The sequence below is a fragment of the Pseudomonas sp. FG36 genome, assembly GCF_057809275.1.
The window spans coordinates 1-21,055 of record NZ_JBMDJQ010000052.1; the positions used below are offsets into that span (position 1 = coordinate 1).

Here is a 21,055-nt window from a genome sequence, read left to right on the forward strand (position 1 = left end):
GGGGCCCTGGGCCGCAAAGCGGCCCCAGTCATTTCAAACGTCTTGCGAGCCTTCGAACCACGCCAGCTTTTCGCGCAACTGCACCACTTCCCCGACGATCACCAGGGTCGGCGCATGCACTTCGTGGCGTGCCACCAACGCCGGCAGGTCGGCCAGGGTGCCGGTGAACACCCGCTGGTTGCGGGTGGTGCCCTGCTGCACCAGCGCAGCCGGCGTACTCGCCGCACGGCCATGGCGGATCAACTCGGCGCAGATGGTCGGCAAGCCAACCAGGCCCATGTAGAACACCAGGGTCTGGGCCGGAGCCACCAGGTCATTCCAGGGCAGGTTGCTGGTGCCATCCTTCAGGTGGCCGGTAACGAAGCGCACCGACTGGGCATAGTCGCGGTGGGTCAGCGGAATCCCGCCATAGGCCGAACAACCACTGGCTGCCGTGATGCCCGGTACCACCTGGAACGGAATACCCTCGTCGGCCAGCTCTTCGATCTCCTCGCCTCCCCGGCCAAAGATGAACGGATCGCCACCTTTGAGCCGTAGCACGCGCTTGCCCTGCCGAGCCAGGTCGACCAGCAGGCGGTTGATCTTATCCTGCGGTACGGCATGATCGGCGCGGCGCTTGCCGACATAGATGCGTTCGGCGTCACGCCGGCACATCTCGATGATGGCCGGGGCCACCAGGCGGTCGTACAGCACGACGTCGGCTTGCTGCATCAGGCGCAGGGCGCGGAAGGTCAGCAGGTCCGGATCGCCCGGCCCCGCGCCCACCAGGTACACCTCACCGCCCTGCTGCACCGGCGCGCCGTCGACCATCGCCTGCAGCAGGCGCTCGGCCTCGGCGCCCTGCCCGGCCAGCTGACGCTCGGCGATCGGCCCCTGGAACACGGTTTCCCAGAAGCCGCGACGCTGGTTGACGTCCGGGTACAAGGCCTTGACCCGCTCACGGAAACGCGCGGCCAGGCCGGCGAGTTCGCCATAGGCGGATGGGATCCAGGCTTCCAGCTTGGCGCGGATCAACCGCGCCAGCACCGGGGCGTCGCCGCCGCTGGAAACCGCCACCACCAGTGGTGAACGGTCGACGATGGCCGGGAAGATCACCGTGCACAGGGCCGGCGCGTCCACCACGTTGACCGGCAGGCTGCGTGCCTGGGCCTCGGCCGAGACCTGGGCGTTGAGCGCCGAGTCGTCGGTCGCCGCGATCACCAGCCGGCAGCCGTCCAGGTCCGAGGCCTGGTAGCCACGCACCAGGACCTCGCCCCCGCCCTCACGGGCCAGCGTGGCGAGCTGGCCGTCGACCTCAGGCGCCACCACCCGCAGCGCGGCGCCGGCGTCGGCCAGCAGGCGCGCCTTGCGCAAGGCGATCTCGCCGCCGCCGACGACCAGCACACGGCCACCCTGCAGCTTGTGGAACAGCGGCAGGTAGTCCATTCAGCGAATGACCTCGACGCCACCCATGTACGGCTTGAGCACTTCAGGCACGCGGATCGAACCGTCGGCCTGCTGGTAGTTCTCCAGCACGGCAACCAAGGTACGGCCGACAGCCAGGCCCGAACCGTTCAGGGTGTGCACCAGCTCCGGCTTGCCGGTTTCCGGGTTGCGCCAGCGGGCTTGCATGCGGCGCGCCTGGAAGTCGCCGCAGTTGGAGCAGGAGCTGATCTCGCGGTACTTGTCCTGGCTTGGCACCCAGACTTCCAGGTCGTAGGTCTTCACCGCACCGAAGCCCATGTCGCCGGTGCACAGCGCCAGTACGCGGTACGGCAGTTCCAGCAGCTGGAGCACGCGCTCGGCGTTGGCGGTCAGACCTTCCAGCGATTCCATCGACTTGGACGGCTCGACCACCTGGACCATCTCGACCTTGTCGAACTGGTGCTGGCGGATCATGCCGCGGGTATCACGGCCCGAGGCACCGGCTTCGCTGCGGAAGCACGGGGTGTGGGCGACCAGCTTCAGCGGCAGCTGCTTGGCGTCGAGGATTTCACCCGCCACCAGGTTGGTCAGCGACACTTCGGCGGTCGGGATCAGGTAGAAGTCGGCCTCGCCTTCGCGGGTGATCTTGAACAGGTCTTCCTCGAACTTCGGCAGCTGGCCGGTGCCCTGCAGGGCCGGGGCCTGCACCAGGTACGGGGTGTAGTGCTCCTCGTAGCCGTGCTCGCCGGTGTGCAGGTTGATCATGAACTGCGCCAGGGCGCGGTGCAGGCGGGCCACCGGGCCGCGCAGCACGGCAAAGCGGGCGCCGGACAGTTTGGCCGCGGCCTCGAAGTCCAGGCCACCGCTGACTTCGCCCAGGGCGACGTGGTCCTTGATCTCGAAATCGAAAGCCTTCGGCGCGCCCCAGCGGCGCACTTCGACGTTGTCGTCTTCGCTGGCGCCGACCGGCACGCTGGCGTCCGGCAGGTTGGGAATGGTCAGCAGGATGCCGTCCAGTTCCGCCTGGATGCCGTCCAGCTCGGTCTTGCCGGCGGCCAGCTCGTTGGCCATGCGCTCGACGTCGGCCATCAGCGGGGCGATGTCCTCGCCCTTGGCCTTGGCCTGGCCGATAGACTTGGAGCGGGCGTTACGCTCGGCCTGCAGCTGCTCGGTGCGGGTCTGCACGGCCTTGCGGCGCTCTTCCAGCGATTCGATGCGCGCGACATCCAGGCTGAAGCCACGGGAGGCCAGGCGGTCAGCCACTTCCTGAAGTTGGCCGCGTAACAGTTTGGAATCGAGCATATCGTTCTCTCGTTATAAGTAGGTGTTGGTTCAGAATCGGGTCAGGGACAGGCCGGCCCAGGTCGCGAGCAGGCCGCCCACCACGCTGATAATGGTATAGCCCAAGGCCAACGGGACCTGCCCGCTTTCCATCAGGCGCACGGTATCGAGCGAGAAGGAGGAAAAGGTGGTCAGGCCGCCGAGAAAGCCGACGATCAGCCCGGCGCGCAGCTCGACCGGCACCAGCGGCTTGTGCAGGAACAGCCCATACAACAGGCCGATCAGCAGGCAGCCGACCAGGTTGACCGCCAGCGTACCGGCATAGAAGTGTCGCGGCCAGTGGGCCGTGACCCAGTTGGCGGTGGCGAAACGCAACAGCGTGCCGGCGATGCCGCCGGCGCTGACTGCGGCAATCAGTGCAATCACGGTTTTCTCCGCTGGCGGGGGCTGGCGCGATCGAGCTCGGCCAGGTGCTTGAGCTTCTCGCCGATCTTCAGTTCCAGGCCACGGGGCACTGGTTGATAGTACTGGCGCGGTTCGAGCTGCTCGGGGAAATAGTCCTCGCCGGCGGCATAGGCGTCCGGCTCGTCGTGGGCATAGCGGTACTCCTCGCCATAGCCCAGTTGCTTCATCAGTTTGGTCGGCGCGTTGCGCAGGTGCAGCGGCACCTCCAACGAACCGTGCTCAGCGGCCTCGCGCATTGCCGCCTTGAAGCCCATGTACACGGCGTTGCTCTTCGGCGCGCAGGCGATGTAGGTGATGGCCTGGGCCACCGCCAGCTCGCCTTCGGGGCTGCCCAGGCGCTCCTGCACGTCCCAGGCTGCCAGGCACAGGCTCAGGGCGCGGGGGTCGGCGTTGCCGATGTCCTCGCTGGCCATGCGCACCACCCGACGGGCGATGTACAGCGGGTCGCAGCCGCCGTCGAGCATGCGCGCGTACCAATACAGCGCGCCGTCGGGGTTGGAGCCGCGCACCGACTTGTGCAGTGCCGAGATCTGGTCATAGAACGCCTCGCCGCCCTTGTCGAAGCGGCGGCGGCTGTCACCAAGCAGGCTCTGCAGCAGCTCGACGCCGATCTCGCCGCCATCTTCGGCCAGGTCCGAGGCGTTCTCGAGGAAGTTGAGCATGCGCCGGCCATCGCCGTCGGCGGCGGCCATGAGCATCTTGAAGGCTTCGTCTCCCACCCGCAGGTTGCGCTTGCCCAGGCCGCGCTCCTCGCTCAGGGCGCGATCGACCAGCTTGCGCAGCGCGGCCTCGTCCAGGCTCTTGAGCACATAGACCCGCGCCCGCGACAGCAGCGCGTTGTTCAGTTCGAAGGACGGGTTTTCGGTGGTCGCGCCGATGAAGATCAGCGTGCCGTCCTCCACGTAGGGCAGGAAGGCGTCCTGTTGCGACTTGTTGAAACGGTGCACTTCATCGACGAACAGGATGGTGCGCCGACCATACTGGCCGGCCTGCTGCTTGGCCACCTCGACGGCCTGGCGGATCTCCTTGACCCCGGCCAGCACCGCCGACACCGTTTCGAAGTGGGCGTCGCAAAACTGCGCCAGCAGCCGCGCCAGGGTGGTCTTGCCCACCCCGGGCGGGCCCCAGAAGATCATCGAGTGCAGCGCACCCTGCTCCAGCGCCTCGCGCAGCGGCTTGCCGCGCGCCAGCAGGTGCTCCTGGCCGACGTACTCGTCCAGATTAGACGGACGCAGGCGGGCGGCCAGGGGCTGGGCGACGGGTTCGCTTCGAAACAGGTCCATCACGGGCTCCGCTTACTCCTTGATGACGTCCGCGCCCTTGGGGATGTCGAACTGGAACTTGCTGTCCGGCACCGCCTGGTTGGCCTTGACGCCATTGAACAGGATGTTGGTGCGCTGGCCGACGCTGTCGATCAGCTGCATGTCATTGATCAGCCCCCGGCGGAACGACACGCGCAGCGAGTCGAACAGGGTGTCCTTGGTCTTGGGCTTCAAGGTGAAGTCCATGACCTCGCCCTGCTCCTTGGAGGTGATGTCGAAGCTCTGGCTGATCTTCGACACATCACCGGACAGCAGCAGCGCCGGGGTCTGGTTCAGACGCACGTCGAGCTTCTTGACGGTGGCCTGCTCCAGGTCCGGGTCCCACAGGGTGACGTTCTTGCCGTCCGACACCACCACCTGCTCCTGGGGCGCGTCGGTGTGCCAGTAGAACAGGCCCGGGCGCTTGACGGTCATCTTGCCGTTGGTCTCCTGCAGGCTGGTGCCGCTGGCATCCAGGGTCAGCTGGGAGAAATTGGCCTCGATGGTCTGCGACTTCTCCAGCAATTGCGTCAGGCGCTGGACGTCCTGTTCGCCGGCGTGGGCCGACAGGCTGGCCGCGGCCAGGGCAGAAACCAACAGCATGCGAATCGCGCGCATGGAAATCCTCATTGCACAGTGAAGGGGCCGGGCGCCGTCTATGGCGCCCGGCAGGTTGTTCATCAATCGCGTGGGCCGCCCGGGGCAATCACTTCCCGCGAGCCGTTGCTGTTCATCGGCGTGACCACACCGGCCATTTCCATCGCCTCGATCATGCGCGCGGCGCGGTTGTAGCCGATCTTGAGCTTGCGCTGCACCGCCGAGATCGACGCCCGGCGGCTTTCCAGCACGAACTGCACGGCTTCGTCGTACAGGGCATCGCTTTCCGAGTCTTCGCCATCGCCGCCACCACCGCCGCCGTCGAAGCCGCTGCCGGCCTCTTCGACACCATTGAGGATGTCGTCGTTGTAGTCCGGCGCGCCACGCAGCTTCCACGCTTCGACGGTGCGGTGCACTTCGTCGTCGGAGACGAAGGCGCCATGCACGCGGATCGGCAGGCTGGTGCCCGGCGGCATGTAGAGCATGTCACCGTGGCCGAGCAACTGTTCGGCGCCGCCCTGGTCGATGATGGTCCGCGAGTCGATCTTGCTCGACACCTGGAACGCCATGCGGGTCGGGATGTTGGCCTTGATCAGGCCGGTGATCACGTCCACCGACGGGCGCTGGGTGGCGAGGATCAGGTGGATACCGGCGGCACGGGCCTTCTGGGCGATACGGGCGATCAGTTCCTCGACCTTCTTGCCGACGATCATCATCATGTCGGCGAATTCGTCGACCACCACCACGATGGTCGGCAGGGTCTTCAGCGTCGGCGGCTCGTCGTCCATGCTCTCGCGACGGTACAACGGGTCATGGATGACTTCGCCGGCTTCCTGGGCGTCCTTGATCTTGCGGTTGAAGCCCGCCAGGTTGCGCACGCCCATGGCCGCCATCAGCTTGTAGCGCCGCTCCATTTCGGCGACGCTCCAGCGCAGGGCGTTGGCCGCATCCTTCATATCGGTGACCACCGGGCACAGCAGGTGCGGGATGCCCTCGTAGATCGACAGTTCGAGCATCTTCGGGTCGATCATGATCAGCCGCGCGTCTTCCGGGCCCGACTTGAACAGGATCGACAGGATCATCGCGTTCACCCCCACCGACTTACCGGAGCCGGTGGTACCGGCCACCAGCAGGTGGGGCATCTTGGCCAGGTCGGTGATCACCGGCTTGCCGCCGATGTCGTGGCCCAGGGCCAGGGTGACCGGCGACTTGTTCTCGTCGAACTGCGGCGACGACAACACTTCGGAGAAGCGCACCATCTGGCGGTTCTCGTTGGGGATCTCGATGCCCACGGTGGTCTTGCCGGGGATCACCTCGACCACGCGCACGCTGGTCACTGCCAGCGAACGCGCCAGGTCCTTGGCCAGGTTGGCGATGCGGCTGACCTTCACACCGGCGGCCGGCTGGATTTCGTAACGGGTGATCACCGGCCCCGGATGGATCGAGTCCACCGCGACTTCCACGCCGAATTCCTTGAGCTTGACCTCCAGCAACTGTCCGACACCGGCCAGGGACTCAGGCGAGTACTCGATCTTCTTCTGCTCGGCCGGGTCGAGGATGGAAATGGACGGCAAGGTACCTTCCACCGCGCTGTCGATGAACAGCGGCGCCTGTTTTTCCTTCATGACCCGCTTGCTCGGTTCCGGCGCCTTGTCCGCGGTCGGCGGAATGATCACCGGAGCCGCAGGCTGCGCGCGAGCTACCACGGTTTCGCGCGGCACTACCGATTCGCGGGCCACGGCCGCTTCGCGCGGCACCACCGGGCGGGCCGGCGGCTCGTCGCGCGTCATCACAGGCTCGGCGCGCTCGCGCAGCTGCGCCTTGGCCGGCTCACGTCTGTCGCCTTTGCCGCCCAGGTCAAAGACCGGGTCGTCGACTTCACGCAGCTGGGCTTCCAGGCGCTTGCGCTCGTTGCGCGCCTCCCACCAACGGCTGGCTGCGCCTTGCACCAGTTCAAACAGGTCGAGGGTGATCTTGCCCGTCAGGTCCATCACCTTGAACCAGGACAAATCGGTGAACACCGTCAGGCCGAACAGGAACAGGGCAATGAACATCAGCGTGCTGCCCTGCACGTTCAGCAGGTTGCGCGCCAGATCGCCCAGGCTTTCGCCCAGGGCACCGCCGGCGGAGAACGGGATGTTCGCCGAGGGGTGGAAGTGGATATGCGCCAGCGCCGCGCCCGACAGCACCAGGAACACCAGGCCGATCAGCCGCCAGGAGAACAGCCAGCCGCTCCACTGCCAGGGCTGGTGGCGCTCGCGGAAGATCTGCCAGGTCTTGATCGCCAGCAGCAGCGGGAAGATGTAGGCAAAGTAGCCGAGCACCATGAACAGGATGTCGGCGAAATAGGCCCCGGCGCGGCCGGCGGCGTTCTGCACCTGCTCGGCGTTGCTGGTGTGGCTGAAGCCCGGGTCGGCGGTGTCGTAGGTGACCAGTGCCATCCACAGGTACAGGCACAGGGCGCCGACGGCAATCAGCGCACCTTCCTTCAGGCGGTAGTGCAGCTGCTGCCGCCACAGGGGCACTGGCAAGGGGGCTGGGGTTGCGGTGGATTTCTTCAAAACGCGTCTATTCCTGCGCGTGCTGCGCGTCCAATAGTGATTGGCCGGTCACCGGCCAATGAACCACTACTTTTAACATTACTGCCCACCCGCCGCCATGGCGGCACGCTGTATGGCGCGTGAACGGGGGCGACTTTCATATTGATGCAATTTGAGCATGCATTTTCTTTTGTGACAAAGGCTTATGCTGTGTTTTTGCACAGGTGTGACAGCAAATGTGCCAGATGGTGCCGGTGGCGGCACGAATGGGTGGTTGATTGACGGTCGATTCTGCCAGGTCCGGCCCTGTCGCGGGGCAAGTCGGGTCGCCGCATCGCCGCTCCCACGCAGACTGCGCCCGCGACGAGGGTCGTTGACCTCATCCACAAGCCACGCCATGCTGGACGCCCTCCCCTCCCCCGCCGCTCAAGAACCCCATGCTCACCTGGCTGACCCGCGACTCGCTGACTTTCCCGCCCCTGGAAAAGGCTCTGCACGACCCCAACGGCCTGCTTGCCGCTGGTGGTGACCTGACCCCGGAGCGTCTGGTTGCAGCCTACCGCCACGGCTGCTTCCCCTGGTACCAGGACGGCCAGCCGATCCTCTGGTGGTCGCCCGACCCGCGTACCGTGCTGTTTCCGGACGAACTGCATGTCTCGCGCTCGCTGGCCAAGCTGATCCGCCAAGGCCGCTACCACGTGAGCTTCGACAGCGACTTCGCGGCGGTGATTGCTGCCTGCGCCGCGCCCCGGGACTACTCCGATGGCACCTGGATCACCGACACCATGCGCGCCGCCTACTGCGAGCTGCATCGGCGCGGCATCGCCCATTCGGTCGAGGTACGCCGGGAGGGTGAACTGGTCGGCGGCCTGTATGGCCTGGCCATGGGCCGGCTGTTCTTTGGCGAATCGATGTTCAGCCGCGCCGACAATGCCTCCAAGGTGGGATTCGTGACACTGGTCGAGCACCTGAAGCAGGCAGGCTTCGTACTGATCGACTGCCAGATGCCCACCGACCACCTGCACAGCCTGGGCGCCCGCGCCATCAGCCGGGCCAGCTTCGCCGATTACCTGGCGCAACACCTGGATCAGCCCAGTGCGGCCAGCTGGGTTGCCTAGGCGAGTTCCCGGAGCTGGCTTACACTTAGATACAACGTCTCACCTAAGGGGTTGATCATGACAGAGCTGGCGCGGTTGAAGTTCTATGCCACTCAACCCCACTCCTGCAGCTACCTGCCGGATGAGCAGGCAACCACACTGTTTCTCGACCCCAGCCAGCCGATGGATGTGCACGTCTACGCGGACCTCTCGGAAATGGGCTTTCGTCGCAGCGGTGACCACCTCTATCGCCCGCATTGCCAGCAGTGCAACGCCTGCGTGCCGGCGCGCATCCCTGCTGCGCGCTTCATTCCCAACCGCCAGCAGCGACGTATCCTCAAACGCAACGCCGACCTGACCGTCACCGCCGCCCGTCCGGCCTACAAGGAAGAGTACTTCGACCTGTACCGGCGCTATATCGAGCAGCGCCACGCCGACGGTGACATGTACCCGCCAAGCCGCGACCAGTTCTCCACCTTCCTGGTGCGCGACCTGCCGTTCTGCTGGTTCTACGAGTTCCGCCTGGAAGGCCGGCTGCTGGCCGTGGCGGTGTGCGACCTGCTGCCCAACGGCCTGTCGGCGGTCTACACCTTCTACGAGCCCGAGGAAGAACGCCGCAGCCTCGGCCGCTACGCGATCCTCTGGCAGATCACCGAAGCCTTGCGCCAGAACCTCGAGGCCGTTTACCTCGGTTACTGGATCAAGAACTGCAAGAAGATGAACTACAAGACCCAGTACCGCCCCATCGAATTGCTGATCAACCAGCGCTGGGTCACCCTCAACTGAAAGGCATTGGCTTGAAACACAATTTTCGGGCATAATCCACGCCACTTTTTTTGCCCGGTGCAGTCGTGCGTCGGGCCATCACTGGATACCGAGGGCTTTACTGCATGTCGAAAGAAGACAGCTTCGAAATGGAAGGCACTGTCGTCGACACCCTGCCCAACACCATGTTCCGCGTGGAGTTGGAAAACGGGCACGTCGTTACCGCGCACATCTCTGGCAAGATGCGCAAGAACTACATCCGTATTCTCACTGGCGACAAGGTCCGCGTCGAACTGACGCCGTACGACCTGAGCAAGGGCCGCATCACCTACCGCGCGCGCTAAGCTCAAGCCATGAAAAAGCCCGGCCATTGCGCCGGGCTTTTTTGTGCCTGGGAAAACGCATCGCGGCTAAAGCCGCTCCTACAGGCACCGCGCAACCCTGTAGGAGCGGCTTCAGCCGCGATAGGCCGCGAAGCGGCCCCCAGCCTTACGCAACCTCTGCCGTGGTCTCGTAATCGAACACCAGCTCATCATCGCGCAGGTCGATGTGCACCACACCGCCATGCTCGGCCAGCTCACCGAACAGGATCTCTTCGGCCAACGGCCGCTTGATCTTGTCCTGGATCAGCCGCGCCATCGGCCGCGCACCCATCTGCACGTCGTAGCCCGAGGCCGCCAGCCAGCCGCGTGCGGCGTCGGTGACCTCCAGCAGCACACGCTTGTCTTCCAGCTGCGCCTGCAGTTCGATGAGGAACTTGTCGACGATGCTCTTGATCGTCTCGTGGGACAGGCGGCCGAACTGGATGATGGTGTCCAGGCGGTTGCGGAACTCCGGCGTGAAGCTCTTGCGGATGACCTCCATGGCGTCGGAGGAGTGGTCCTGGTGGGTGAAGCCGATCGAGGCCCGCGCGGCGGTTTCGGCACCGGCGTTGGTGGTCATGATCAGGATCACGTTGCGGAAGTCCGCCTTGCGCCCGTTGTTGTCGGTCAGGGTACCGTGGTCCATCACCTGCAGCAGCAGGTTGAAGACTTCCGGGTGAGCCTTCTCGATTTCATCGAGCAGCAGTACGCAGTGCGGCTGCTTGGTGATGGCCTCGGTCAGCAGGCCACCCTGGTCGAACCCGACGTAGCCGGGCGGCGCACCGATCAGCCGCGACACGGTGTGCCGCTCCATGTACTCGGACATGTCGAAGCGCACCAGCTCGACACCCAGGGCCTTGGCCAGCTGGCGAGCAGCCTCGGTCTTGCCCACGCCGGTGGGGCCGGCGAACAGGAACGAGCCCACCGGCTTGTCCGGTGCCTTGAGGCCGGCACGGGACAGCTTGATGGCAGTGGCCAGCGAGTCGATCGCCGCATCCTGGCCGAACACGGTCAGCTTCAGGTCACGCTCCAGGTTGCGCAGCAGCTCCTTGTCGGAACTGGTGACATGCTTTGGCGGAATCCGCGCGATCTTGGCGACGATATCCTCAACCTGCGGCACGTCGATGCGCTTTACCCGGTTGGCTTCCGGCTGCAGGCGCTGATAGGCGCCAGCTTCGTCGATCACGTCGATGGCCTTGTCCGGCATGTGCCGGTCATTGATGTAGCGCGAAGCCAGTTCGGCGGCGGCGCGCAGGGCCTCGTCGCTGTACTCGATGTTGTGGTGGCTTTCGAAGCGGCCTTTCAGACCACGCAGGATGCCCACGGTGTCTTCCACCGACGGCTCGGTGACATCGACCTTCTGGAAGCGACGCGCCAGGGCACGGTCCTTCTCGAAGATGCCGCGGAACTCCTGGAACGTGGTGGAGCCGATGCAGCGGATCTCGCCGGACGACAGCAACGGCTTGAGCAGGTTGGAGGCATCCATCACGCCACCGGAAGCCGCGCCGGCACCGATGATGGTGTGAATCTCGTCAATGAACAGGATCGCTTGCGGCCGTTTGCGCAGCTCGCCGAGCAGCGCCTTGAAGCGCTTCTCGAAGTCGCCACGGTACTTGGTGCCAGCCAGCAGCGCGCCGAGATCCAGCGAATAGACCACGCTCTGGGCCAGCAGGTCAGGCACCTGGCCATCGACGATGCGCTTGGCCAGGCCTTCGGCGATGGCGGTCTTGCCGACACCGGCCTCGCCGACCAGCAACGGGTTGTTCTTGCGCCGACGAGCAAGGATCTGCGCGACGCGCTCGACCTCCTGCTCACGACCAACCAGCGGATCGATACGACCGGCACGGGCCAGTTCATTCAGGTTGCTGGCGTAGGCGTCCAGCGGGTTGCTGGAAGAGGAAGCCTCGCCGCCCTCCTCATCCTGCATGTCCTGGTCGCTGTCGGTGTTCGGACCATGGCCCGGCACCTTGCTGATGCCATGGGCGATGTAGTTGACGACGTCGATACGCGCCACGCTCTGCTGCTTGAGCAGGAACACGGCCTGGCTTTCCTGTTCGCTGAAGATCGCCACCAGCACGTTGGCGCCGGTCACTTCGCGCTTGCCGGAGCTCTGCACGTGGAACACGGCACGCTGCAGCACGCGCTGGAAGCCCAGCGTCGGTTGCGTCTCGCGGTCCTCGTCATGCACGGGGATCAGCGGGGTGGTGGAATCGATGAACTCCTGCAGGTCGTGCTTGAGCTTGTCGAGATTGGCGCCACAGGCGCGCAGAACGGTCGCGGCAGCCTCATTGTCAAGGAGTGCCAGCAGCAGGTGTTCGACGGTCATGAACTCATGACGTTTCGAACGGGCCTCCTTGAAGGCCAGATTGAGGGTGACTTCGAGCTCGCGGTTTAACATAGCTTCACCTCATACCCAAGTGGTCGGCGATTAACCGTCCTTCTCGATTTCACAGAGTAGCGGATGCTGGCTTTCCCTGGCGTATTGGTTGACCTGCATGGCCTTTGTTTCGGCGATGTCACGGGTAAACAATCCGCACACTGCCCGCCCTTCGGTATGGACGGTCAGCATGATCTTGGTCGCCAGCTCGCGGTTCAGATTGAAGAACGTCTCGAGCACTTCGACGACGAAATCCATTGGCGTGTAGTCATCGTTGAACAAAACCACCTTGTACATCGGTGGCGCCTGCAGGATCGGCTTGGCCTCCTGGACGGCAAGGCCCGCGCCATCGTCCTCGTGCCCGTCCTCATGCGGCTGCGGGTGATCCTGATTGAATGTTAGTCGAATCTCACTGAGTACATGCATGGAAAGAATTTCATCATGATCGACAGGTTAAGGTTGTGGGTTGACCGCGCAGGCCCCTCCCGGCGCGGGCGCCGGCTGACCTTGACTATCGGCAAAACGGTGTTACAACCAATAAGAACCCACCGTGGTCGATAAAGATCCGCGCAGTCAACCAGATTTTCTCGCAAGGTTCGTATGCGGATGAAGTGGATGATACTCCAGTGATGGAGTCCTTTGCAGAGGGACATAGGGATGGCAAGCGGTAAAGTCAAGTGGTTCAACAATGCCAAGGGCTACGGATTCATCAACGAAGACGGTAAGACCGATGATCTGTTCGCCCACTATTCAGCGATCCAGATGGACGGTTACAAGACGCTGAAAGCCGGTCAATCCGTGAACTTCGAGATCATCCAGGGCCCCAAAGGGCTGCACGCGACCGACATCAGAAGCGCCACAAGCCATATCCAGGCAAGCGCCACGAACCCAGGCAGCACCGTCGAAGTCTGATCTCTGAACTGTCTGCCGGTAAACGAAAAAACCGGTCGCCCCTTTAATAAAGAAGCGACCGGTTTTTTTTGCCACGCTTACATGTGCTTGATCAGCGCCTCGCCGAAGCCCGAGCTACCGACCAGGGTCGCGCCATCCATCAGGCGTTCGAAGTCGTAGGTCACGGTCTTGGCCGCAATGGCGCCATTGGTGCCCTTGATGATCAGGTCCGCCGCCTCGGTCCAGCCCATGTGCCGCAACATCATCTCGGCCGACAGAATCACCGACCCCGGGTTGACCTGGTCCTTGCCGGCGTACTTCGGCGCGGTGCCGTGGGTGGCCTCGAACATGGCCACGGTGTCCGACAGGTTGGCCCCCGGCGCGATGCCGATACCGCCCACCTCCGCCGCCAGGGCGTCGGACAGGTAGTCGCCATTGAGGTTGAGGGTGGCGATCACATCGTACTCGGCCGGGCGCAGCAGGATCTGCTGGAGCATGGCGTCGGCGATGGCATCCTTGACGATCACCTCGCGGCCGGTCCGCGGGTTCTTGAACTTCATCCACGGGCCGCCATCGAGCAGTTCGGCGCCGAACTCGTCACGGGCCACCTCATAGCCCCAGTCCTTGAAGGCACCTTCGGTGAACTTCATGATGTTGCCCTTGTGCACCAGGGTCAGCGACTTGCGGTCGTTATCAACAACATATTGCAGGGCCTTGCGCACCAGGCGCTTGGTGCCTTCCTTCGACACCGGCTTGACGCCGATGCCGCAGTCCTGGTCGAAGCGGATCTTGGTGACCCCCATCTCCTCCTTGAGGAACTTGATCACCTTGTTCGCCTCGGGCGAGCCGGCCTTCCACTCGATACCGGCATAGATGTCCTCGGAGTTCTCGCGAAAGATCACCATGTCGACGTCGCCTGGCTTTTTCACCGGGCTCGGCACGCCCTGGAACCACACCACCGGACGCAGGCACACATACAGGTCGAGTTGCTGGCGCAGCGCCACGTTGAGCGAACGGATGCCGCCACCGACCGGCGTGGTCAGCGGCCCCTTGATCGACACCACGTAGTCTTTCACCGCATCCAGGGTTTCCTGGGGCAGCCAGGTGTCCTGGTCATAGACCTGGGTGGCCTTCTCGCCGGCATACACCTCCATCCAGGCGATCTTGCGCTTGCCGCCATAGGCCTTCTGCACGGCGGCATCGACCACCTTGATCATCACCGGCGAGACGTCCACGCCGATGCCGTCGCCTTCGATGTAGGGAATGATGGGGTTGTCGGGAACATTGAGCGAATGGTCTGCATTGACGGTGATCTTGGCACCATCGGTCGGAACCTTGATTTTCTGGTATCCCATGCTGCACTACTCCGCTTTTCCTGGGTGATTGGAAATCGTGCGATCCACTGAGCCTAAACCACATCCGCCGACCTGCAAGGCAGGACCCCGCCAACACCGGCAAACAGGTGGCAAATGCCTGCGGCAACACGCCACATTGCCCCTACGTCTTTGGTCTTATAAATGCGCTGATACCACTTCGCCTTGCTGATTAGCCCAAAGGGTTTGATATACTCCGGCGCGACCATAGGGTCATCGGGGCGAACCCTAGGAAAATGCGGCTCGCCCTTGGTCATGAATGACCACAAAGCCTGGGTCGTTACCGCGGCCCAGCACTTGACGCTCGACTGATGCATCCACCATCACCGCTCGCAGCCTCTCGACTTTCCGCTCATGGCGTCGCCAGGGCGAAGCGCCTACCCTGCGCACCTCGAGACTCGAGTACGCTCAGCACATAGAGAGTTAACCCGCATGCCCACCCGTTCCAAGATCATCTACACCTTCACCGACGAAGCCCCCGCCCTCGCCACCTACTCGCTGCTGCCGATCGTCGAGGCCTTCACTGCCTCCGCCGACATCGCCGTCGAAACCCGCGATATCTCCCTGGCCGGCCGTATCCTCGCCGCCTTCCCGGAGCAACTGGGCGCCGAGAAGCAGGTAGGCGATCACCTGGCGGAACTGGGCCAGCTGGCCACCACCCCTGAAGCCAACATCATCAAGCTGCCGAACATTTCCGCTTCGGTTCCACAACTGAAGGCCGCGATCAAGGAGCTGCAAGCCAAGGGCTTCAACATCCCCGACTACGCCGACGAGCCGGCCAGCGCCGAAGAGAAAGAATCGCGCGCCCGCTACGACCGCATCAAGGGCAGCGCCGTGAACCCGGTCCTGCGCGAAGGCAACTCCGACCGCCGCGCGCCGCTGTCGGTCAAGAACTACGCCCGCAAGCACCCGCACAAGATGGGCGCCTGGGCCGCCGACTCCAAGTCGCACGTTGCCCACATGACCCAGGGCGACTTCTACGGCAGCGAGAAGGCCGCGCTGATCGAGGCTGACGACAGCCTGCGCATCGAGCTGGTCGGCAAGGACGGCAGCACCACCGTGCTGAAAGAAAAGACCGCCGTCAAAGCCGCCGAAGTGATCGACTGCGCCACCATGAGCCGCAAGGCCCTGAAAGCCTTCATCGCCGAGCAGATCGCCGATGCCAAGGCCTCCGGCGTGCTGCTGTCGGTGCACCTGAAAGCCACCATGATGAAGGTTTCCGACCCGATCATGTTCGGCGTGATCGTCGAAGAGTTCTACAACGACGTGCTCGCCAAGCACGCTGCCGCGCTGGCCGAAGTGGGCTTCAACGCCAACAACGGCATCGGCGACCTGTACGCCCGCATCAAGGACCTGCCTGCTGAAAAGCAAGCCGAGATCGAAGCCGACATCCAGGCCCTGTACGCCGTTCGCCCGGCCCTGGCCATGGTCAACTCGGACAAGGGCATCACCAACCTGCACGTACCGAGCGACGTCATCGTCGACGCCTCGATGCCGGCGATGATCCGCGACTCGGGCAAGATGTGGAACACCGCAGGTGAGCTGCAGGACGCCAAGGCCGTGATCCCGGACCGCTGCTACGCCGGCATCTACCAGGCCACCATCGAAGACTGCAAGGCCAACGGCGCCTTCGACCCGACCACCATGGGCAGCGTGCCGAACGTCGGCCTGATGGCGCAAAAAGCCGAAGAGTACGGCTCCCACGACAAGACCTTCCAGATCAAGGCCGACGGCGTCGTGCGCGTGGTCGACGGCAAGGGCAAGGTCGTCCTGGAGCAGAACGTCGAAGCCGGTGACATCTTCCGCATGTGCCAGACCAAGGACGCGCCGATCCAGGACTGGGTCAAGCTGGCCGTCAACCGTGCCCGCCTGAGCAACACCCCGGCGGTGTTCTGGCTGGACCCGGCCCGCGCCCACGACGGCGTGATGATCGAAAAGGTGCAGCAGTACCTGAAGGATCACGACACCGCCGGCCTGGATATCCGCATCCTGGCTCCGGTCGACGCCATCAAGTTCTCCCTGGCCCGCATCCGCGAAGGCAAGGACACCATCTCGGTGACCGGCAACGTGCTGCGCGACTACCTGACCGACCTGTTCCCGATCATGGAGCTGGGCACCAGCGCCAAGATGCTGTCGATCGTGCCGCTGATGAACGGCGGCGGCCTGTTCGAGACCGGCGCTGGCGGTTCGGCACCGAAGCACGTACAGCAGCTGGTTGAAGAGAACTTCCTGCGTTGGGACTCGCTGGGTGAATTCCTGGCCCTGGCCGCTTCCCTGGAGCACCTGGGCAACACCTACGACAACCCGCGCGCCAAGGTCCTGGCCAACACCCTGGACCAGGCCACCGGCAAGTTCCTCGACACCAACAAGTCGCCTTCGCGCAAGGTTGGCGGTATCGACAACCGTGGCAGCCACTTCTACCTGACCCTGTACTGGGCAGAAGCACTGGCCGCCCAGTCCGACGACGCCGCCCTGCAGGCGCGCTTCGCCCCGCTGGCCAAGACCCTGAGCGAGAATGAAGCGACCATCGTCGCCGAGCTCAACGCCGTCCAGGGCAAGCCGGCCGACATCGGTGGCTACTACGCCCCGGATGCCGAGCTGACCGCCAAGGTGATGCGCCCAAGCCAGACCCTGAACAGCGCCATCGCCGCACTGTAAGGCTCGCTTGACGTAACAACACAAACCCCGGCCACGCACCGGGGTTTGTGCTTTCTGGGACTGGGTCTGCTGCGCAGCCCCCCGCATGCAAAAGGACAACCCCAATGACCTGGCAACCCCACATCACTGTCGCCACCGTCGTCGAACACGAGGGCAAGTTCCTCTTCGTCGAGGAGTTCAAGGCCGGCCAGCATGTCTTCAACCAGCCCGCAGGCCACCTCGAAGCCAATGAAACCATCACCCAGGCCGCCCTGCGCGAAACCCTCGAGGAAACCGCCTGGGAAGTCGAGCTCACCGGCGTGGTCGGTATCTACCTGTACACCGCCCCCAGCAACGGCGTCACCTATCAGCGCATCTGCTTCGCCGCCCGCCCCGTGCGCCATCACCAGGGCCGCGACCTGGACAGCGACATCGTCCGCGCCGTATGGCTGACCCGCGACGAACTGCTGGCCGAGCCGTCGCGCTGGCGCAGCGAGTTGGTGCCACGCTGCCTCGACGACTACCTCAAAGGCCCGCTGCACAGCCTTGACCTGCTGCGCGACTGACGCCGGTTTGATAGAATCGGCGTTTTTCCCCTCTGATACACATCGGTAGCCATGACCAGCCCAGCACTCAAAGACCCCGCCAAGACCCGCGTCATCGTCGGCATGTCCGGCGGCGTGGACTCTTCCGTCTCCGCCCTTCTGCTCATGGAGCAGGGCTACCAGGTGGAAGGTCTGTTCATGAAGAACTGGGAAGAGGACGACGGCACCGAATACTGCACCGCCCGCGAAGACCTGGCCGACGCCCAGGCCGTGTGCGACCGCATCGGCATCAAGCTGCACACTGCCAACTTCGCCGCCGAATACTGGGACAACGTGTTCGAGCACTTCCTCGAGGAGTACAAGGCCGGCCGCACGCCGAACCCGGACATCCTCTGCAACCGCGAAATCAAGTTCAAGGCCTTCCTCGACTACGCCCTGTCCCTGGGCGCCGACCTGATCGCCACCGGCCACTATGTGCGCCGCCGCGACACTGGCGAGCTGACCGAGCTGCTCAAGGGCCTGGACCCGAACAAGGATCAGAGCTACTTCCTGCACGCCGTCGGCGGCAAGGAGATCGCCCGCACCCTGTTCCCGGTGGGCGAACTGGAAAAGCCCGAGGTACGCGCCATCGCCGAGAAACACGGCCTGGCCACCGCCAAGAAGAAGGACTCCACCGGTATCTGCTTCATCGGCGAGCGCCGTTTCAGCGACTTCCTCAAGCAGTACCTGCCGGCCCAGCCGGGCGAGATCCAGACCACCGAGGGTGAAGTGATCGGCCAACACCACGGCCTGATGTACCACACCATCGGCCAGCGCCAGGGCCTGGGCATCGGCGGCCTGAAGGACGCCAGCGACGAGCCGTGGTACGTGCTGGAAAAAGACCTTTCGCGCAACGTGCTGGTGGTCGGCCAGGGCAACGAGCACCCATGGCTGTTCTCCCGCGCCCTGCTGGCCTCGGAAATCTTCTGGGTAAACCCGATCGACCTGTCCAGCCCGCGCAAGCTTACCGCCAAGGTGCGCTACCGCCAGGGCGACCAGCAGTGCACGCTGGAGCAGACCGCCAGCGGCTACCGCGCAGTGTTCGACGAGCCGCAGCGCGCCGTCACCCCGGGCCAGTCGGTGGTGTTCTATGACGGCGAGGTATGCCTGGGCGGCGGCGTGATCGAAGTCGCCGAGCCCTGGAGCCCGCGCCCATGAACAACCTCCAGGAGCAACTGATTGCCCTGGGCGGCGTGTTCCAGGCCGCCGTGCTGGTGGACCGCATCGCCCGCACCGGCCAGGCCAGTGAAGCCAATATCGGCTGCATGCTCGGCAGCCTGCTGGTGGTCGACCCCAAGGACACCCTGGAAGTGTTCGGCGGCGACGACATCAACCTGCGCGACGGCTACCGGGCGCTGGTCGGCGCCCTGGAGCGCGACCCCAGCAGCCTGCAACGCGAGCCGCTGCGCTACGCCCTGTCGATGCTGGGCCTTGAGCGCCAGCTGAACAAGCGTGGCGACCTGCTCGATACCATCGGCAACCGCCTGCCGCAGATCCAGTCCCAGGCCGAGCATTTCGGCCTGGTTCATGAAAACGTCATCGCCTCGAGCGGAGCCTTGTACCAGGACACCCTGAGCACCCTGCGCCAGCGTATCCAGGTGCATGGCGACATGCGCTTCCTGCAGCAGGCCAGCAACGCTTCGAAGATCCGCGCCCTGCTGCTGGCCGGCATCCGCGCCGCGCGCCTGTGGCGCCAGCTGGGCGGGCACCGCTGGCAGCTGGTGTTCAGCCGGCGCAAGCTGCTCAACGAGCTGTACGGGATGATGCGTACCGCTGATTGAAATGAACCGTGGGAGCGGCGGTGCGCCGCCGCCCACACGCCAGACACCACACGCTTCGAAATGGCCCGACCTTTGGTCAGCCACCCGACCCGGGCGCGTTTTTCATGTATGATATGCGCCCTTCCAAAAGCCTGACTGTCCGAGAACACCCCATGCAGCTCTCCTCGCTCACTGCGGTTTCCCCTGTAGACGGCCGTTATGCCGGCAAAACCCAGGCCCTGCGCCCCATTTTCAGCGAATTCGGCCTGATCCGTTTCCGCGCCCTGGTCGAAGTGCGCTGGCTGCAGCGCCTGGCCGCCCACCCGCAGATCGGCGAAGTGCCGGCGTTCAGCGCCGAAGCCAACGCCGTGCTGGACAGCCTGGCCACCGACTTCAAGCTCGAGCACGCCGAACGCGTCAAGGAAATCGAGCGCACCACCAACCACGACGTCAAGGCCATCGAGTACCTGCTCAAGGAGCAGGCCGCGCAGTTGCCTGAGTTGGCCAAGGTCAGCGAGTTCATCCACTTCGCCTGCACCAGCGAGGACATCAACAACCTGTCCCACGCCCTGATGCTGCGCGCCGGCCGTGACGAAGTGCTGCTGCCACTGATGCGTCAGATCGCCGAAGCGATCCGCACCCTGGCCCACACCCACGCCGCCGTGCCGATGCTGTCGCGCACCCATGGCCAGCCAGCTTCGCCGACCACTCTGGGCAAGGAACTGGCCAACGTCGTCTACCGCCTGGAGCGCCAGATCGCGCAAGTGGCCGCCGTGCCGCTGCTGGGCAAGATCAACGGCGCCGTGGGCAACTACAACGCCCACCTGTCGGCCTACTCGCAGATCGACTGGGAAGCCAACGCCCGCGCCTTCATCGAAGACGAGCTGGGCCTGGTGTTCAACCCCTACACCACCCAGATCGAGCCGCACGACTACATCGCCGAGCTGTTCGACGCCATCGCCCGCTTCAACACCATCCTCATCGACTTCGACCGCGACGTCTGGGGCTACATCTCGCTGGGCTACTTCAAGCAGAAGACCGTGGCCGGCGAAATCGGCTCCTCGACCATGCCGCACAAGGTCAACCCGATCGACTTCGAGAACTCCGAAGGCAACCTGGGCATCGCCAACGCGCTGTTCCAGCACCTGGCCAGCAAGCTGCCGATCTCGCGCTGGCAGCGCGACCTGACCGACTCCACCGTGCTGCGCAACCTGGGCGTGGGCTTCGCCCACAGCGTCATCGCCTACGAGGCCAGCCTCAAGGGCATCGGCAAGCTGGAAGTCAACGAAGCCCGTATCGCCGCCGACCTGGACGCCTGCTGGGAAGTCCTGGCCGAGCCGATCCAGACCGTGATGCGCCGTTTCAACATCGAGAACCCCTACGAGAAGCTCAAGGAGCTGACCCGTGGCAAGGGCATCACCCCTGACGCGCTGCTGACCTTCATCGACGGCCTGGACATGCCGGCCGAAGCCAAGGCCGAGCTCAAGCAGCTGACCCCGGCGACCTACATCGGCAACGCGGTGGCCCAGGCCAAACGCATCTAAGCTGACCGTCGCGTGCAACGCCCGGCCTGGCCGGGCGTTTTTATTCCCGTACGAAAATTACGTTTTTTCAATAGGTT

Annotated in this window: 18 protein-coding genes; 9 read left to right on the plus strand and 9 right to left on the minus strand. The window is 64.4% G+C overall.

Annotated features, from left to right (window positions below):
• Positions 1 to 33 precede the first annotated feature (33 nt).
• From cysG to ACODS9_RS25080, 6 genes are all read right to left on the minus strand, one after another.
• Entirely contained in the window at positions 34 to 1,425 is a 1,392-nt protein-coding gene (cysG, locus tag ACODS9_RS25055; protein WP_110698414.1) for a siroheme synthase CysG, read from the minus strand.
• Positions 1,426 to 2,706 (minus strand): serine--tRNA ligase, encoded by a 1,281-nt coding sequence (gene serS / locus ACODS9_RS25060; protein WP_489095009.1) that lies wholly within the window; start codon positions 2,704 to 2,706, stop codon positions 1,426 to 1,428.
• A 30-nt stretch (positions 2,707 to 2,736) separates the two neighbouring features.
• Complete coding sequence (crcB, locus tag ACODS9_RS25065) at positions 2,737 to 3,111, minus strand: fluoride efflux transporter CrcB (protein ID WP_023630958.1); 375 nt, start codon at positions 3,109 to 3,111, stop codon at positions 2,737 to 2,739.
• Complete coding sequence (locus ACODS9_RS25070) at positions 3,108 to 4,433, minus strand: replication-associated recombination protein A (RefSeq protein WP_038705844.1); 1,326 nt, start codon at positions 4,431 to 4,433, stop codon at positions 3,108 to 3,110. The genes crcB and ACODS9_RS25070 overlap by 4 nt, the downstream gene beginning before the upstream one ends.
• A 12-nt stretch (positions 4,434 to 4,445) precedes the next feature.
• Positions 4,446 to 5,069, minus strand: coding sequence for an outer membrane lipoprotein periplasmic chaperone LolA (lolA, locus tag ACODS9_RS25075; RefSeq protein WP_031315274.1), 624 nt, complete (start codon positions 5,067 to 5,069; stop codon positions 4,446 to 4,448).
• 62 nt (positions 5,070 to 5,131) lie between these two features.
• Positions 5,132 to 7,609 (minus strand): DNA translocase FtsK, encoded by a 2,478-nt coding sequence (locus tag ACODS9_RS25080; protein WP_489095010.1) that lies wholly within the window; start codon positions 7,607 to 7,609, stop codon positions 5,132 to 5,134.
• A 416-nt stretch (positions 7,610 to 8,025) separates the two neighbouring features.
• On the opposite strand from ACODS9_RS25080, the gene aat reads away from it, so the two are divergent.
• The 3 genes from aat (at position 8,026) to infA (ending at position 9,794) form a co-directional block, all read left to right on the plus strand.
• On the plus strand, positions 8,026 to 8,706 hold the full coding sequence (gene aat, locus ACODS9_RS25085) for a leucyl/phenylalanyl-tRNA--protein transferase (protein ID WP_489095011.1): 681 nt from the start codon (positions 8,026 to 8,028) through the stop codon (positions 8,704 to 8,706).
• Positions 8,707 to 8,763: 57 nt separating this feature from the next.
• Positions 8,764 to 9,471 (plus strand): arginyltransferase, encoded by a 708-nt coding sequence (locus ACODS9_RS25090; protein ID WP_023630955.1) that lies wholly within the window; start codon positions 8,764 to 8,766, stop codon positions 9,469 to 9,471.
• Between the two features lie 104 nt (positions 9,472 to 9,575).
• Positions 9,576 to 9,794 carry a translation initiation factor IF-1 gene (gene infA / locus ACODS9_RS25095; RefSeq protein ID WP_002553999.1) on the plus strand — a complete coding sequence of 73 codons (219 nt, stop codon included), beginning with the start codon at positions 9,576 to 9,578 and terminating at the stop codon, positions 9,792 to 9,794.
• Between the two features lie 145 nt (positions 9,795 to 9,939).
• Here infA and clpA read toward each other — a convergent pair whose 3' ends face one another.
• Entirely contained in the window at positions 9,940 to 12,210 is a 2,271-nt protein-coding gene (gene clpA / locus ACODS9_RS25100) for an ATP-dependent Clp protease ATP-binding subunit ClpA (RefSeq protein WP_038705843.1), read from the minus strand.
• A gap of 30 nt (positions 12,211 to 12,240) precedes the next feature.
• Complete coding sequence (gene clpS, locus ACODS9_RS25105) at positions 12,241 to 12,615, minus strand: ATP-dependent Clp protease adapter ClpS (protein WP_046856171.1); 375 nt, start codon at positions 12,613 to 12,615, stop codon at positions 12,241 to 12,243.
• A gap of 231 nt (positions 12,616 to 12,846) precedes the next feature.
• On the opposite strand from clpS, the gene cspD reads away from it, so the two are divergent.
• Positions 12,847 to 13,101 carry a cold shock domain-containing protein CspD gene (gene cspD / locus ACODS9_RS25110; RefSeq protein WP_217869270.1) on the plus strand — a complete coding sequence of 85 codons (255 nt, stop codon included), beginning with the start codon at positions 12,847 to 12,849 and terminating at the stop codon, positions 13,099 to 13,101.
• 77 nt (positions 13,102 to 13,178) lie between these two features.
• Here cspD and icd read toward each other — a convergent pair whose 3' ends face one another.
• Positions 13,179 to 14,435, minus strand: a complete 1,257-nt coding sequence (icd, locus tag ACODS9_RS25115) for an NADP-dependent isocitrate dehydrogenase (RefSeq protein WP_401112190.1) — start codon at positions 14,433 to 14,435, stop codon at positions 13,179 to 13,181.
• Positions 14,436 to 14,885: 450 nt separating this feature from the next.
• Here icd and ACODS9_RS25120 point away from each other — a divergent pair, with 450 nt between their 5' ends.
• The 5 genes from ACODS9_RS25120 to purB all read left to right on the plus strand — a co-directional run bounded on the left by ACODS9_RS25120 (position 14,886) and on the right by purB (position 20,978).
• Positions 14,886 to 17,111, plus strand: a complete 2,226-nt coding sequence (locus ACODS9_RS25120; RefSeq protein WP_046856175.1) for an NADP-dependent isocitrate dehydrogenase — start codon at positions 14,886 to 14,888, stop codon at positions 17,109 to 17,111.
• A gap of 104 nt (positions 17,112 to 17,215) precedes the next feature.
• On the plus strand, positions 17,216 to 17,656 hold the full coding sequence (locus ACODS9_RS25125) for an NUDIX hydrolase (RefSeq protein WP_401112193.1): 441 nt from the start codon (positions 17,216 to 17,218) through the stop codon (positions 17,654 to 17,656).
• Positions 17,657 to 17,707: 51 nt separating this feature from the next.
• Positions 17,708 to 18,832 carry a tRNA 2-thiouridine(34) synthase MnmA gene (gene mnmA, locus ACODS9_RS25130; RefSeq protein WP_046856177.1) on the plus strand — a complete coding sequence of 375 codons (1,125 nt, stop codon included), beginning with the start codon at positions 17,708 to 17,710 and terminating at the stop codon, positions 18,830 to 18,832.
• Complete coding sequence (gene hflD, locus ACODS9_RS25135; RefSeq protein ID WP_489095012.1) at positions 18,829 to 19,455, plus strand: high frequency lysogenization protein HflD; 627 nt, start codon at positions 18,829 to 18,831, stop codon at positions 19,453 to 19,455. The genes mnmA and hflD overlap by 4 nt, the downstream gene beginning before the upstream one ends.
• A gap of 152 nt (positions 19,456 to 19,607) precedes the next feature.
• A complete protein-coding gene (purB, locus tag ACODS9_RS25140) occupies positions 19,608 to 20,978 on the plus strand; it encodes an adenylosuccinate lyase (protein ID WP_046856178.1) in 1,371 nt (456 codons plus the stop codon).
• Positions 20,979 to 21,055 lie beyond the last annotated feature (77 nt).

What these genes read in the sequence shown, in the direction of transcription:
- infA (WP_002553999.1), top strand. Translation starts at nt 9,576, where the DNA reads ATGTCGAAAGAAGACAGCTTCGAAATGGAAGGCACTGTCGTCGACACC.
- icd (WP_401112190.1), bottom strand. Translation starts at nt 14,435, where the DNA reads ATGGGATACCAGAAAATCAAGGTTCCGACCGATGGTGCCAAGATCACC.
- ACODS9_RS25125 (WP_401112193.1), top strand. Translation starts at nt 17,216, where the DNA reads ATGACCTGGCAACCCCACATCACTGTCGCCACCGTCGTCGAACACGAG.
- serS (WP_489095009.1), bottom strand. Translation starts at nt 2,706, where the DNA reads ATGCTCGATTCCAAACTGTTACGCGGCCAACTTCAGGAAGTGGCTGAC.
- ACODS9_RS25070 (WP_038705844.1), bottom strand. Translation starts at nt 4,433, where the DNA reads ATGGACCTGTTTCGAAGCGAACCCGTCGCCCAGCCCCTGGCCGCCCGC.
- clpA (WP_038705843.1), bottom strand. Translation starts at nt 12,210, where the DNA reads ATGTTAAACCGCGAGCTCGAAGTCACCCTCAATCTGGCCTTCAAGGAG.
- cysG (WP_110698414.1), bottom strand. Translation starts at nt 1,425, where the DNA reads ATGGACTACCTGCCGCTGTTCCACAAGCTGCAGGGTGGCCGTGTGCTG.
- mnmA (WP_046856177.1), top strand. Translation starts at nt 17,708, where the DNA reads ATGACCAGCCCAGCACTCAAAGACCCCGCCAAGACCCGCGTCATCGTC.
- lolA (WP_031315274.1), bottom strand. Translation starts at nt 5,069, where the DNA reads ATGCGCGCGATTCGCATGCTGTTGGTTTCTGCCCTGGCCGCGGCCAGC.
- cspD (WP_217869270.1), top strand. Translation starts at nt 12,847, where the DNA reads ATGGCAAGCGGTAAAGTCAAGTGGTTCAACAATGCCAAGGGCTACGGA.
- purB (WP_046856178.1), top strand. Translation starts at nt 19,608, where the DNA reads ATGCAGCTCTCCTCGCTCACTGCGGTTTCCCCTGTAGACGGCCGTTAT.
- ACODS9_RS25120 (WP_046856175.1), top strand. Translation starts at nt 14,886, where the DNA reads ATGCCCACCCGTTCCAAGATCATCTACACCTTCACCGACGAAGCCCCC.
- hflD (WP_489095012.1), top strand. Translation starts at nt 18,829, where the DNA reads ATGAACAACCTCCAGGAGCAACTGATTGCCCTGGGCGGCGTGTTCCAG.
- clpS (WP_046856171.1), bottom strand. Translation starts at nt 12,615, where the DNA reads ATGCATGTACTCAGTGAGATTCGACTAACATTCAATCAGGATCACCCG.
- aat (WP_489095011.1), top strand. Translation starts at nt 8,026, where the DNA reads ATGCTCACCTGGCTGACCCGCGACTCGCTGACTTTCCCGCCCCTGGAA.
- ACODS9_RS25090 (WP_023630955.1), top strand. Translation starts at nt 8,764, where the DNA reads ATGACAGAGCTGGCGCGGTTGAAGTTCTATGCCACTCAACCCCACTCC.